Origin of the sequence: Pseudomonas sp. B13(2017) (assembly GCF_002113245.1) — a bacterium.
In the GTDB taxonomy this organism is placed as follows: domain Bacteria; phylum Pseudomonadota; class Gammaproteobacteria; order Pseudomonadales; family Pseudomonadaceae; genus Aquipseudomonas; species Aquipseudomonas putida_Z.
Genome location: NZ_NEJX01000006.1, coordinates 259545 through 272548 on the forward strand (window position 1 = coordinate 259545; position 13004 = coordinate 272548).

General features: G+C 60.7%; 11 protein-coding genes and 4 tRNA genes. 4 read left to right on the forward strand and 11 right to left on the reverse strand.

Annotated features, from left to right (window positions below):
- The first annotated feature begins 56 nt into the window (after positions 1–56).
- Positions 57–1097, forward strand: a complete 1041-nt coding sequence (locus tag CAG44_RS11280; protein ID WP_085692161.1) for a patatin-like phospholipase family protein — start codon at positions 57–59, stop codon at positions 1095–1097.
- A 177-nt stretch (positions 1098–1274) separates the two neighbouring features.
- Here the strand turns inward: CAG44_RS11280 and CAG44_RS11285 are convergent, their stop codons facing one another.
- The 7 genes from CAG44_RS11285 to CAG44_RS11315 all read right to left on the reverse strand — a co-directional run bounded on the left by CAG44_RS11285 (position 1275) and on the right by CAG44_RS11315 (position 10300).
- Complete coding sequence (locus tag CAG44_RS11285) at positions 1275–3146, reverse strand: SurA N-terminal domain-containing protein (protein WP_025338420.1); 1872 nt, start codon at positions 3144–3146, stop codon at positions 1275–1277.
- A 183-nt stretch (positions 3147–3329) separates the two neighbouring features.
- Positions 3330–3602, reverse strand: coding sequence for an HU family DNA-binding protein (locus CAG44_RS11290; protein WP_003259401.1), 273 nt, complete (start codon positions 3600–3602; stop codon positions 3330–3332).
- Positions 3603–3754: 152 nt separating this feature from the next.
- Positions 3755–6151 carry an endopeptidase La gene (gene lon, locus CAG44_RS11295; protein ID WP_015269697.1) on the reverse strand — a complete coding sequence of 799 codons (2397 nt, stop codon included), beginning with the start codon at positions 6149–6151 and terminating at the stop codon, positions 3755–3757.
- Between the two features lie 163 nt (positions 6152–6314).
- Complete coding sequence (gene clpX / locus CAG44_RS11300; RefSeq protein WP_025338419.1) at positions 6315–7598, reverse strand: ATP-dependent Clp protease ATP-binding subunit ClpX; 1284 nt, start codon at positions 7596–7598, stop codon at positions 6315–6317.
- Positions 7599–7706: 108 nt separating this feature from the next.
- Positions 7707–8348, reverse strand: coding sequence for an ATP-dependent Clp endopeptidase proteolytic subunit ClpP (gene clpP / locus CAG44_RS11305; protein WP_003259400.1), 642 nt, complete (start codon positions 8346–8348; stop codon positions 7707–7709).
- Positions 8349–8439: 91 nt separating this feature from the next.
- On the reverse strand, positions 8440–9753 hold the full coding sequence (tig, locus tag CAG44_RS11310; protein WP_024086620.1) for a trigger factor: 1314 nt from the start codon (positions 9751–9753) through the stop codon (positions 8440–8442).
- Between the two features lie 247 nt (positions 9754–10000).
- Entirely contained in the window at positions 10001–10300 is a 300-nt protein-coding gene (locus tag CAG44_RS11315) for a DUF6388 family protein (protein ID WP_025338418.1), read from the reverse strand.
- A 206-nt stretch (positions 10301–10506) separates the two neighbouring features.
- On the opposite strand from CAG44_RS11315, the gene CAG44_RS11320 reads away from it, so the two are divergent.
- A complete protein-coding gene (locus CAG44_RS11320; protein WP_085692157.1) occupies positions 10507–10863 on the forward strand; it encodes a type II toxin-antitoxin system RelE/ParE family toxin in 357 nt (118 codons plus the stop codon).
- Positions 10860–11162 carry an XRE family transcriptional regulator gene (locus tag CAG44_RS11325; RefSeq protein ID WP_025338416.1) on the forward strand — a complete coding sequence of 101 codons (303 nt, stop codon included), beginning with the start codon at positions 10860–10862 and terminating at the stop codon, positions 11160–11162. The genes CAG44_RS11320 and CAG44_RS11325 overlap by 4 nt, the downstream gene beginning before the upstream one ends.
- A gap of 73 nt (positions 11163–11235) precedes the next feature.
- On the opposite strand, the gene CAG44_RS11330 is transcribed toward CAG44_RS11325, so the two are convergent.
- The 4 genes from CAG44_RS11330 to CAG44_RS11345 form a co-directional block, all read right to left on the reverse strand.
- Positions 11236–11311: transfer RNA gene (locus tag CAG44_RS11330), tRNA-His, on the reverse strand.
- A 44-nt stretch (positions 11312–11355) separates the two neighbouring features.
- A tRNA-Leu gene (locus CAG44_RS11335) sits at positions 11356–11440 on the reverse strand.
- Between the two features lie 52 nt (positions 11441–11492).
- Positions 11493–11568 (reverse strand) — tRNA-His (locus tag CAG44_RS11340).
- Positions 11569–11609: 41 nt separating this feature from the next.
- Positions 11610–11686, reverse strand: a tRNA-Arg gene (locus CAG44_RS11345).
- Between the two features lie 271 nt (positions 11687–11957).
- On the opposite strand from CAG44_RS11345, the gene folD reads away from it, so the two are divergent.
- Entirely contained in the window at positions 11958–12812 is an 855-nt protein-coding gene (gene folD, locus CAG44_RS11350; RefSeq protein ID WP_085692158.1) for a bifunctional methylenetetrahydrofolate dehydrogenase/methenyltetrahydrofolate cyclohydrolase FolD, read from the forward strand.
- The last annotated feature ends 192 nt before the right edge of the window (positions 12813–13004 follow it).

Below are 13004 nucleotides of genomic sequence, written 5' to 3' on the forward strand. Positions count from 1 at the left end.
CACAGGTGGCGATGGGTGCATTGTAGGACCATGGTTGCACTGGCCGGGGAATGTTCATGAGCAAACGCGTGGCACTGGTACTGGGATCCGGCGGAGCCCGGGGGTATGCACATATCGGGGTGATCGAGGAAATCGAGCGCCGTGGCTACGACATTGCCTGCATCGCCGGCTGCTCCATGGGCGCGGTGATCGGCGGCATCTATGCCGCCGGCAAGCTGGAAGACTACCGCAACTGGATCGAGAGCCTCGACTACCTGGATGTGTTGCGCCTGGTCGATGTCAGCTTTCGCCTCGGCGCAATTCGCGGCGACAAGGTGTTCGGGCAAATCCGCAAGATCGTCGGCGAGATCAACATCGAGCAATTGCGCATCCCCTACACGGCGGTTGCAGCCGACCTCACCAACCAGCAGGAAATCTGGTTCCAGGAGGGCTGCCTGCACCAGGCCATGCGCGCCTCGGCGGCCATCCCCAGCCTGTTCACCCCGGTGATGCAAGGCAACCGCATGCTGGTCGACGGCGGCATCCTCAACCCGCTGCCGATCGTGCCGGTGGTGTCCAGCCACTGCGACCTGATCATCGCGGTCAACCTCAACGCCACCAACCAGAAGCAGTACCAGTTACCGGTGATCGAACGCCCGGCGGCGTTCAGGATGCGTTTCGATGCGCTGCTCAGTTCGCTGGGCTCGCGCTTGCCGTTCCGGCGCAAGCCGGCGGAGGAGCTGATCCGCATCGAGCAGGAAATCGTCGCCGAAGGGCTTGCGCCGCCAAACCCATGGCTGGCCGATGCCGCCAACCCGGAAGGCCAGCAACCGGCGGCGGCGCCGGAGCGCGAAGGCGCACCGAAGTCGGCGACCGGCTCGTTCATCATCGACAACGTGGGGCCCGCTTCGCTGCTGGACTTGATCAACCAGAGCTTCGAGGTCATGCAGACGTCGTTGGCGCAGTACAAGATCGCCGGCTATCCGCCGGATGTACTGATCAACGTGCCCAAACGGGTGTGCCGGTTTTTCGAGTTCTACAAGGCGCCGGAGCTGATTGCCCTGGGGCGGGAGATTGCGCGGGATACGCTGGATAACCATGAAGGGGTGAAACGCTAGGCCTTGTACTGCCTGTAATGGCCTCATCGCCGGCAAGCCAGCTCCCACAGATACCCCGCAATGCTTGAGGCAAATGTGATACCTGTGGGAGCTGGCTTGCCGGCGATGAGGCCGGAACAGGCAGCAGAAACGAAACAGGCCGCACTGGGCGGCCTGTTCGTTCATGCATCCATCACCTTAGTAACGGGTGATGTCCGCCTTGGCTTCCAGCTGCTTGCGGTACGCCGCGAAGTCTTGCTGGCCAGCACGCGACGCGAGGTAGCGGCGGATCTGCTGCTTCTCTTCGTCGGTGGCAGTAGCGCCTTCGTTGACACCCTTGAGCTGCAGTACCACCAGGCTACCGTCACGCAGCACGACGCTGCCATAAACCGGCTTGTCCTTGGCTTGTGGCTTGCCCAGGCGGAACAGTGCCTGCAGCTCGGCCGGGTCGATGCCGTCCTCGCCGCGGGTAACTGCTTCATAGGCCTTCCAGCCCTGCCCTTCGTGCACACTGCCCGCTGCGATGGAACCGTCACGCAGGCCGGCAATCAGCTTGTCCGCCTTGGCCTTGAGCTCGGCAGTCGCCTTCTCCTTGGCCAGGTGCTCGCTGATGTTCTTGGCCACGGCTTCCAGCGGCAGCTGCTCAGGCTTGCGGTGCTCCTTGACGCGCAGTACCACGGTGGTTTCCGGGTCGAGCTCGATGGCGGTGCTGTTGGCACCCTCCTCCAACACTTCTTCGGAGAATGCGGCCTGCACGACCGAACGGTTGGCAGTGATGCCTTCACCACCCTCGCGGCCGAAGGCTGCGGAGGTTTGCACCTTCAGGTTCAGGTCCTGGGCCGGCTGGGCCAGGTCGGAAGCCTCGTAGGCGGCATCCTGCAGCTGCTTGCTGGCATCTACGTAACGCTGCTCGACCAGCGGGATCTTCAGGTCACGGGTCAGCTTGTCCTTCAGGCTGGCGAAGCTCGGCACTTCCGGCGCCTGCACGCCCAGCAGCTTGATCAGGTGGTAGCCGAACTCGGTGCGCACCGGCGCCGAGACCTGGCCATCCTGCAACTTGTACAGCGCATCTTCGAACGCCGGGTCGTAAACGCCCGGGCCGGCGAAGCCAAGGTCACCGCCGCTGTTGGCCGAACCCGGGTCCTGGGAGAACTCCTTGGCCAGCGCGGCAAAGTCTTCACCCTTGGCCAGACGCTGCTCGATCTCGTCGGCGCGGGCCTTGGCCTGGGCGTCGGTGACCTTGTCGTTGACCTCGATGAGGATGTGCGCGGCATGGCGCTGCTCGGCGAGGTTGGCGATTTCCTTCTCGTACTGGGCCTTGAGCTCTTCGTCGGTCACCTTGACCTGATCGAAGAACACCGACTTCTTCAGCTCGATGTAGTCGATCACCACCTGGTCTGGCGACATGAACTCCTTGGCGTGCTGGTCGTAGTGCGCCTTGATCTCTTCATCGCTGACCTTGACCGCGGCCGGGTCGGCCTTGAAGGTCAGGGAAGCGAAGTCACGGGTCTGCTTTTCGAGGCGGGCAAAGGCATCGACCTGCTGGTCGGTGACGAAGCTGCTGCCGGCCAGGCCGGTGCGCAGCTGGCCGATAAGCATTTCCTCGGCGAGCATGTCGCGGAACTGCATGCGGCCATAGCCCATCTGGCGAATGACCTGGTCAAAACGGTCGGCACTGAACTTGCCGTCCACCTGGAATTCCGGCGTCTGCAGGATCACTTGATCCAGCGCGGCCTCGGAGAAGGCGAATTTGGCATCTTCGGCGCCTTGCAGCAGCAGCTTGCGGCTGATCAGGCCTTTCAGTGCCTCTTCGCGCAGCAATTTGTCGTCCAGCAGCGCCGGGTCGAAATCCTTGCCCAACTGTTGCATCAGCTGACGGCGCTGCATGTCGGCCGCCTGGCTCAGCTCGTTCTGGCTGATGGTCTGGCCGTTCACCTTGGCGGCGTCCTGGCTATGTGTGGCGGCCTGGAAAATGGCTTCGAAGCCGGTCAACGCCATCAACACGACGATAAGGCCGATGATGGTCTTGGCAATCCAACCTTGTGAATTGTCCCTGATATTTTGCAGCATGCGTCCCCCAGAAACGGCTGTACCACTGCGTCGACAACCGCGGAGCGTGGGTAGAAACCTGATAAAAGAAAGGCGCATCCGAGGATGCGCCTTTTCTTAGCAAACGTGTCAGGCGGGAACGTTTGCGCCCCGCCATCACCGTGCTCGGACCTGGCCAGGCCGGGTCCGGCTGAAAGAGACGACTTAGTTGACGGCGTCTTTCAGGCCTTTGCCAGCCTTGAAGCCTGGAACCTTGGCGGCAGCGATCTTGATCGCGTTACCGGTTTGCGGGTTGCGGCCGGTGCGCTCTGCACGCTCCTTGACCGAGAAGGTACCGAAACCAACCAGTACCACATCGTCACCTTGCTTCAGGGCGCCGGTGACGGATTCGATGACTGCGTCCAGCGCACGGCCGGCTACAGCTTTCGGGATGTCAGCAGATGCGGCGATAGCGTCAATCAGTTCCGACTTGTTCACTCTAAGTCCCCTTATTTCTCTATTGAGTTTGTTTCTAAGTATGTAATGAAAAGCTTATGAAACGTGCGCTGGGTGGCCTGATGACAATAGCGTGCCGCTTTATAGCAAGGCCCCGAAAAAACTGTCAAGGAAAGCCCCCCAGCCAAAAACTACTAGTGCGTGCTAATTCTTTCCTTAGCATCGCCGTCGCGCTTTTCATCTTTCGCGACAATCTCCGGAGCCACATCTGGCAAGGGCTCCGGGGCGTATTGCAGCGCAATTTGCAGGACTTCGTCAATCCATTTGACCGGTTTGATCTGCAGATCCTGTTTGATATTTTCCGGAATCTCCTTCAGATCGCGAACATTCTCCTCGGGAATGATCACCGTCTTGATCCCGCCACGGTGTGCCGCCAGCAGTTTTTCCTTCAACCCGCCAATGGCCAGCACCTGGCCACGCAGGGTGATTTCGCCGGTCATGGCCACATCGGCACGTACCGGAATCTGCGTCAGCGCCGACACCAGCGCGGTGCACATGCCGATACCGGCACTCGGGCCGTCCTTCGGCGTGGCGCCTTCCGGCATGTGGATATGGACGTCGTGCTTCTCGTGGAAGTCGGCGGCGATACCCAGGCTGCGGGCACGGCTGCGCACCACGGTCTGCGCGGCGGTGATCGACTCGACCATGACGTCGCCCAGCGAGCCGGTCTTGATCAGCTGGCCCTTGCCGGGGATGACCACGGCTTCGATGGTCAGCAGTTCGCCGCCCACCTGGGTCCAGGCCAGGCCGGTAACCTGGCCGATCTGGTCCTGCTGCTCGGCCAGGCCGTAGCGGAACTTGCGCACACCCAGCAGGTGTTCCAGCTGCTCGCTGGCCACCTTGACCTTGACCTGCTTCTGCCCGGTATGTTCCTTGACCACCTTGCGGCAGACCTTGGCGATTTGCCGCTCCAGGCCACGCACACCGGCTTCGCGGGTGTAGAAGCGGATGATGTCGCGGATCGCCGAGACGTCGACTTCCAGCTCGTCCTTCTTCAAGCCGTTGGCCTTGACCTGCTTGGGCACCAGGTACTTGACCGCGATGTTGATCTTCTCGTCCTCGGTGTAGCCCGGCAGGCGGATGACTTCCATCCGGTCGAGCAGCGCCGGCGGGATGTTCATCGAGTTCGAGGTGCACAGGAACATCACGTCCGAGAGGTCGTAGTCGACCTCCAGGTAGTGGTCGTTGAAGTTGTGGTTCTGCTCCGGGTCGAGCACTTCGAGCAGTGCCGAGGCCGGATCGCCACGCATGTCGCTGCCCATCTTGTCGATTTCGTCCAGCAGGAACAGCGGGTTACGCACCCCCACCTTGGTCATCTTCTGGATCAGGCGGCCAGGCATGGAACCGATGTAGGTACGGCGGTGACCACGGATCTCGGCCTCGTCACGCACACCACCCAGGGCCATGCGCACGAACTTGCGGTTGGTGGCAGCGGCGATCGACTCGGCCAGCGAGGTCTTGCCGACGCCGGGCGGGCCGACCAGGCACAGTACCGGCCCGCGGATCTTCTTGACGCGCTTTTGCACGGCAAGGTACTCGAGGATGCGTTCCTTGACCTCTTCCAGGCCGTAGTGGTCCGCATCGAGGATTTCCTCGGCCTTGGCCAGGTCCAGGCGCACCTTGCTCTGGGCCTTCCACGGCACCTGCACCAGCCAGTCGAGGTAGGACCGGACCACGGTGGCCTCGGCCGACATCGGCGACATCTGCTTGAGCTTGTTCAGCTCGGCCTGGGCCTTGGCCAGTGCGTCCTTGGGCAGGCCAGCGGCTTCGATGCGCTTTTTCAGCTCTTCGACTTCGTTGTGGCCTTCGTCGCCATCGCCGAGCTCTTTCTGAATGGCCTTCATCTGCTCATTCAGGTAGTACTCGCGCTGGCTGCGCTCCATCTGCTTCTTGACCCGACCGCGAATGCGCTTTTCGACCTGCAGCAGGTCGATTTCGGCATCCAGCAGCGCCAGTACGTGCTCGACACGGGTCGGCAGGTCGACGATTTCGAGAATTTCCTGTTTCTGCTCGATCTTCAAGGCCATGTGTGCGGCCATGGTATCGACCAGGCGCCCTGGCTCTTCGATGCTGTTCAGCGACGACAGCACTTCGGCAGGGACTTTCTTGCCCAGCTGCACGTACTGCTCGAACTGCGACAGCAGCGTGCGCACGAACACTTCCGACTCGCGCTCGGCGGCGTCGACTTCGTCGATCAGGGAAACTTCGGCACGGATGTGCCCTTCTACTTCGCTGAAACGCTCCACGGCGCCGCGCTGCTCGCCCTCGACCAGCACCTTGACGGTGCCATCGGGCAGTTTCAGCAATTGCAGCACGGTGGCAACGGTACCGACGCGGTACAGGGCGTCTTCGCCCGGATCATCGTCGGCCGGGTTTTTCTGGGCCAGCAGGAGGATCTGCTTTTCGCCCGTCATCGCCGCCTCAAGGGCTTCGATGGACTTTTCGCGCCCCACGAACAGCGGGATGACCATGTGCGGGTAAACAACGACATCGCGCAATGGCAAAAGAGGCAAGTCGAGGGTGGTCTTCATGATTTCGCCTCTACAGCGGCCTTATGGCCGGAAACCGGTGGAAATGATGCTTGGACCTAATGTGGGGGCACACTTGGGAAATTACAAGCGCTAGCGCAGGAAAAGCAGAAAGGGGCCCGTAGGCCCCTTCTTGCTTGCAACCGTCAACCGGCCATTGCCTGGATCAGGCGTCCGGTGCGGCCTTGGCTTGCGGCTCGCTGTTCTCGTAGATCATCAGCGGCTGCGAGGTGCCATCGATGACGCTCTCGTCGATCACCACCTTGCTGACATCCTTCTTCGAAGGAATCTCGTACATGGTGTCGAGCAGCACGCCTTCGAGGATCGAACGCAGGCCACGGGCGCCGGTCTTGCGCTCCAGGGCCTTGCGCGCCACGGCCTTGAGCGCATCGCTGCGGAACTCGAGGTCGACGCTTTCCATCTCGAACAGCTTGGCATACTGCTTGGTCAGGGCGTTCTTCGGCTCGGTGAGGATCTGCATCAGCGCAGCCTCGTCCAGCTCGTCGAGGGTTGCCAGTACCGGCAAGCGGCCGACGAATTCCGGGATCAGGCCAAACTTGACCAGATCGTCCGGCTCGACCTCACGCAGGGACTCGCCAACCTTCTTGCCTTCTTCCTTGCTGCGTACTTCGGCGCCAAAACCGATGCCACCCTTGGTGGAGCGGTTCTGGATGACCTTTTCCAGGCCCGAGAAGGCGCCACCGCAGATGAACAGGATGTTGCGGGTATCGACCTGCAGGAATTCCTGTTGCGGGTGCTTGCGGCCGCCTTGCGGCGGAACCGAGGCCACGGTGCCTTCGATCAGCTTAAGCAGTGCCTGTTGCACGCCCTCGCCCGAGACGTCACGGGTGATGGACGGGTTGTCCGACTTGCGCGAAATCTTGTCGATCTCGTCGATGTAGACAATGCCCATCTGGGCCTTTTCCACGTCGTAGTCGCACTTCTGCAACAGCTTCTGGATGATGTTCTCGACGTCCTCACCCACGTAACCGGCTTCGGTCAGGGTGGTGGCGTCAGCAATGGTGAACGGTACGTTCAACAGGCGTGCAAGGGTTTCGGCGAGCAGGGTCTTGCCCGAGCCGGTTGGCCCGATGAGCAGGATGTTGCTCTTGCCGAGTTCGACTTCGTCACCCTTCTTGTCACGCTGGTTCAGGCGCTTGTAGTGGTTGTACACCGCTACGGCAAGCACCTTCTTCGCGCGTTCCTGACCAATGACGTACTGGTCCAGGATACCGCTGATTTCTTTCGGCGAAGGCAATTTGTGCGCGCTGCTCTCGGCCTGGGCTTCCTGCACCTCCTCACGGATGATGTCGTTGCACAGGTCGACGCACTCGTCGCAGATAAATACCGAGGGCCCGGCAATCAGTTTGCGCACTTCGTGCTGGCTTTTGCCGCAGAAGGAGCAATAAAGCAATTTGCCGCTGTCCTCGCCGTTACGGGTGTCAGTCATTCGATCGATCCAATCCGGTAGGCTTGCAACACAAGATGAAGGCAATTGCGGGCTTTTTCAAGTCCGCAGGTAGGCGCTTTCGGCGCCCACCTGCTCTGGCACCCCGGTTCAGGAGGCCAGTTGCCGCTTGTCGTAGACCGAGTCGATCAGGCCGTACTCGGCCGCGCGCGAGGCGCTCATGAAGTTGTCACGTTCGGTGTCGCGCTTGATGGTCTCGAGATCCTGGCCGGTGTGGTAGGCCAGCAGCTCGTTCAGGCGGGCCTTGATATTGAGGATTTCCTGGGCGTGGATCTCGATATCGGTGGCCTGACCCTGGAAGCCGCCCAGCGGCTGGTGGATCATCACGCGCGAGTTCGGCAGGCAGTGACGCTTGCCCTTGGCACCTGCAGCCAGCAGGAAGGCGCCCATGCTGCAGGCCTGGCCGATGCAGATGGTCGAGACGTCCGGCTTGATGAACTGCATGGTGTCGTAGATCGACATGCCGGCGGTGACGGAACCGCCCGGCGAGTTGATGTACAGATGGATATCCTTGTCCGGGTTTTCCGCTTCAAGGAACAGCAGTTGCGCGACGACGAGGTTGGCCATGTAGTCCTCTACCGGGCCAACCAGGAAGATCACACGCTCCTTCAACAGGCGCGAGTAGATGTCGTAAGCGCGTTCGCCACGGGCGGACTGCTCGATAACCATCGGGACCAGGCCGCCTGCGGCCTGGATGTCAGAGCTCTGCTGAATATAAGAATTGCGGGACATGTCCTGCGCTCACTCCCAAATAGTCATGGCTTGAATACGCACAAGCCAGCTCGAAGGCTGGCTTGTGGGGGTTTCCTACGAGAGAAGCCTGTTACTCAGCGGCGGCTGGAGCCTGTGCTGGTTTAACGGCATCTTCGTACGAGACCGACTTGTCGGTCACAGTCGCTTTCTGCAGAACAGTATCTACAACTTGTTCTTCCAGCACAACCGAACGGACTTCGTTCAGTTGCTGGTCGTTCTTGTAGTACCAGGCGATGACCTGCTCAGGCTCTTGGTAAGCCGAAGCCATTTCTTCGATCATTTCGCGAACCTTGCCTTCGTCCGGCTTCAGCTCGAACTGCTTGACCACTTCGGCCACGATCAGGCCCAGGACCACACGGCGCTTGGCTTGTTCTTCGAACAGCTCGGCCGGCAGTTGCTCAGGCTTGATGTTGCCACCGAACTGCTGAACAGCCTGCACGCGCAGACGGTTGACTTCGTTTTCCAGCAGGGCCTTCGGCACTTCGATCGGGTTGGCAGCCAGCAGACCGTCCATGACCTGGTTCTTCACCTTGGCCTTGATGGCCTGGCGCAGTTCACGCTCCATGTTCTTGCGAACTTCGGTGCGGAAGCCTTCCAGGGTCGATTCCTTGATGCCGAACTGGGCGAAGAACTCTTCGTTCAGCTCTGGCAGCACAGGAGCGGCAACGCTGTTGACGGTGATGGTGAACTCGGCGGCTTTGCCAGCCAGGTCCAGGTTCTGGTAGTCCTCAGGGAAGGTCACGTTGACAACGCGCTCTTCGCCAGCCTTGGCGCCAACCAGGCCATCTTCGAAGCCTGGGATCATGCGGCCGGAGCCCAGTACCAGCTGGGTGCCCTTGGCCGAACCACCGGCGAACACTTCACCGTCGACCTTGCCGACGAAGTCGATGTTGACCTGGTCGTCGTTCTGCGCGGCGCGCTCGACGGCCTCGAAGCGGGTGTTCTGCTTGCGCAGCACTTCCAGCATGTTGTCCAGGTCGGCGTCAGCCACTTCGGCGCTCAGGCGCTCGACGTTGATCGACTCGAGGCCGCCAACGGTGAACTCCGGGAACACTTCGAAGATGGCGACGAATTCCAGGTCCTTGCCCTTTTCGAAGGACTTCGGCTCTACCGCAGGGGCGCCAGCCGGGTTCAGCTTCTGCTCGACGATGGCTTCGTAGAAGGAAGCCTGGACCAGGTCACCGAAAGCCTCTTGACGGGCATCGGCTTCGAAACGCTGACGGATCACGCTCATCGGCACTTTGCCTGGGCGGAAGCCGGCAACCTTGGCGCGCTTGGCAGTCTGTTGCAGACGCTTGTTGACTTCGTTCTCGACGCGCTCGGCCGGAACGGCGATGGTCATGCGGCGCTCGAGAGCGGAAGTGTTTTCAACAGAAACTTGCATGGATATTCCTCGTTGCACAGACGTTAGCCGGCGTTAGCCCGACTCCAGAATCAAGGGCAAGCATTCTAGTGAGTCGCGCAGCAGAAGTCACCCCACTCGGGACGACGGGAAACCACGCCGGTCGATTAACTTTCAAGGCCCGCACGACATAACGCCGGGCCTGCTTCAATGGGGGCCGCACGACGCCCGGGGCGACCTGCAGCCGAAATACCTTGTCAAACAACTACCAGGAACGAATTCGCTGCCTTTATTCAGGGTCGATTTCGTTGAACTGGCAGTACTCCTCCCACTCCATCCCCAGCGCCTCGGCTACCTCGCGGTGCGTCTCCAGGCGCATGGCCTGCAGTTGCTCGGGGGTTTCGGCGATCAGTTGCAGGGCCAGCTCCCAAGGCTGGATACCCTGCTCCTCGGCCGCATCCTCGAACGCCCACTCGATCTGCTGGGCCTGCTCGCGCGCATCCAGCTCACGGATCTCTTCGAGCAGCTGCGGGTTGGCCTCGGCAAAGCGCTGTAGCGCCAGGGCCTGACGGGCTTCTTTTGCGATCATCGGGCTGTTCCTCTGCCGGCCAAATGGGCCGGTGTTTCAACCGGCTGAAATCTAACAGCTTTTATTGGGATGTCACTAGAGGATTGCAAGGGCCGGGCTCGATTGATTTGCAACCCGGCGAACACTCCTACAGCGCTGCGGGAAACACGCTATCGCACAAGCGATTGCCCTGCGCTTGAATGGAGTACCTTTTTTGGTACACTTCCATGGACAGGAACGCAACAACACTAGAAGTCCGCTTCTTTCGCACCGAAGCCGGCAATGAGCCTGTACGCGAATGGTTGACCTCACTCCCCCGCACCCACAAACACCTGATTGGAACCGAGATCAAGACAATACAAATCGGATGGCCGCTAGGCATGCCCATTGTCAGGAAGCTCGGGAAAGGCCTATGGGAGGCCAGGGTCAACCTTGAGAACACGATCGCCCGGGTTCTTTTTACCGTGGATGGAAACACCATGGTCCTGCTTCACGGCTTCATCAAGAAGAGCCAGAAAACACCAGCGCCAGACCTGGCCGCCGCCAGGCAGCGCCAAGCCGCCATAAAGAGGCACAAGCAATGACCACACATATCGGCTCCGACTTCGACGACTTCCTGGCAGGCGAGGGCCTTGCAGAGGAGGTATCCGCAGCTGCCCTGAAGCGCTTGATCGCCTGGCAGATCGCTGAGGCCATGAAAGCGCAGAAGATCAGCAAGAAGGCATTGGCCGAGCGCATGCACACCAGCCGCACTGCGGTTGACCGGGCGCTCGACCAGAACGACCCTGGCATGACACTGGCAACCTTGGCCAGCGCAGCGCGTGCCCTCGGGCATCGCGTAGAGGTGCGCCTGGTACCGGAAAACAGCCCTGCCCTCGCCTGAGCGCAGCGCCACCAGATCAGGGCGCAAAACAAAAAGGCGCCCGATCTCACGATCAAGGCGCCTTCGAAGAATATGGGGTGGACGATGGGAATCGAACCCACGACAACTGGAATCACAATCCAGCGCTCTACCAACTGAGCTACGCCCACCATATTGCAGTCTTGCGATGTTGCGGTACAGCCTTACAGAAGCATGGTGCGGACGAAGAGACTCGAACTCTTACAGCTTGCGCCGCTGGAACCTAAATCCAGTGTGTCTACCAATTTCACCACGTCCGCGTAACGCTTAAAACAAAGGCGCCAGATGCTATCGAGGCGCCTTTGAAGAATATGGGGTGGACGATGGGAATCGAACCCACGACAACTGGAATCACAATCCAGCGCTCTACCAACTGAGCTACGCCCACCATATTGCATTACAGCCTACTTGCTTGCCAAAGCTGCCTAATGGCGCACCCGGCAGGACTCGAACCTGCGACCATCCGCTTAGAAGGCGGATGCTCTATCCAGCTGAGCTACGGGCGCTTAAGCTTGAAGCCTAACCGAACGAGACCTTAACAGGTAACTGCTAAACCACTCATTCTGCCCGACTTAGCCAACCAGTGCTAGGCTGTGCCCGACAAGTGCGGCGAATCTTATAGGCGGGCCTGATAGTCGTCAACACCTTTCTCAAAAAAATTTAAATTATTTAAGGGCTTAGGGGATTTGCCCGACCACCCGCCTTTGCCCTTGGCCCATGTCGTGCGAGAATGCGCCCTCTTTAATTGTTTCCTTCTCGATGGTTAATCACGCGTCTATGACTGCACACCTAATCGATGGCAAGGCGATCGCCGCCAGCCTGCGCCAGCAGATCGCTCAACGTGTCGTGGAGCGTCGCCAGCAAGGCCTGCGTACGCCGGGCCTGGCGGTGATCCTGGTCGGCACCGACCCCGCCTCCCAAGTCTATGTCTCGCACAAGCGCAAGGACTGCGAAGAGGTCGGCTTCATTTCGCAGGCGTTCGACCTGCCCAGCGAAACCACGCAGCAGGCCCTGACCGAGCTGATCGACCGCCTCAATGACGACCCGGCCGTCGACGGTATCCTGCTGCAGTTGCCACTGCCGGTGCACCTGGACGCCTCGCTGCTGCTCGAGCGCATCCGCCCGGACAAGGACGTGGACGGCTTCCACCCGTACAACATCGGCCGCCTGGCCCAGCGCATCCCGCTGCTGCGCCCGTGCACGCCGAAGGGCATCATGACCCTGCTGGAAAGCACCGGCCAGGACCTGTACGGCATGAACGCGGTCATCGTCGGCGCCTCCAACATCGTTGGCCGCCCGATGGCCATGGAGCTGCTGCTGGCCGGCTGCACCGTGACCGTCTGCCACCGCTTCACCAAGGACCTCCCCGGCCATGTCGGCCGCGCCGACCTGGTGGTAGTGGCCGCAGGCAAGCCGGGCCTGGTCAAGGGTGAGTGGATCAAGGAAGGTGCCATCGTCATCGACGTGGGCATCAACCGCCAGGAAGACGGCAAGCTGGTCGGCGACGTGGTCTACGAGACCGCCCTGCCGCGCGCCGGCTGGATCACGCCGGTGCCGGGCGGCGTCGGGCCGATGACCCGCGCATGCCTGCTGGAGAACACGCTGTATGCGGCGGAAGAGCTGCACAAGTAATACCGCGTGATATGAAAACGGCACCTCTGGCAGGTGCCGTTTTTTTTGCCCGTAAAATATGCACTGACTTTACCGGCCTCTTCGCGGGCTTGCCCGCTCCCACATCTATGGTCCTCCCAGTTTCTGCAATACTGAATCTGGATGCGTAGTTGGCTTGCCGCAATCTATTCGGCGTCGAAGGGTTAAGGTTCG

Coding starts and splice junctions, on each gene's coding strand:
- CAG44_RS11320 (WP_085692157.1), top strand. CDS start 10,507: ATGGACAGGAACGCAACAACACTAGAAGTCCGCTTCTTTCGCACCGAA.
- clpX (WP_025338419.1), bottom strand. CDS start 7,598: ATGACTGACACCCGTAACGGCGAGGACAGCGGCAAATTGCTTTATTGC.
- CAG44_RS11280 (WP_085692161.1), top strand. CDS start 57: ATGAGCAAACGCGTGGCACTGGTACTGGGATCCGGCGGAGCCCGGGGG.
- folD (WP_085692158.1), top strand. CDS start 11,958: ATGACTGCACACCTAATCGATGGCAAGGCGATCGCCGCCAGCCTGCGC.
- CAG44_RS11315 (WP_025338418.1), bottom strand. CDS start 10,300: ATGATCGCAAAAGAAGCCCGTCAGGCCCTGGCGCTACAGCGCTTTGCC.
- clpP (WP_003259400.1), bottom strand. CDS start 8,348: ATGTCCCGCAATTCTTATATTCAGCAGAGCTCTGACATCCAGGCCGCA.
- CAG44_RS11285 (WP_025338420.1), bottom strand. CDS start 3,146: ATGCTGCAAAATATCAGGGACAATTCACAAGGTTGGATTGCCAAGACC.
- lon (WP_015269697.1), bottom strand. CDS start 6,151: ATGAAGACCACCCTCGACTTGCCTCTTTTGCCATTGCGCGATGTCGTT.
- CAG44_RS11325 (WP_025338416.1), top strand. CDS start 10,860: ATGACCACACATATCGGCTCCGACTTCGACGACTTCCTGGCAGGCGAG.
- tig (WP_024086620.1), bottom strand. CDS start 9,753: ATGCAAGTTTCTGTTGAAAACACTTCCGCTCTCGAGCGCCGCATGACC.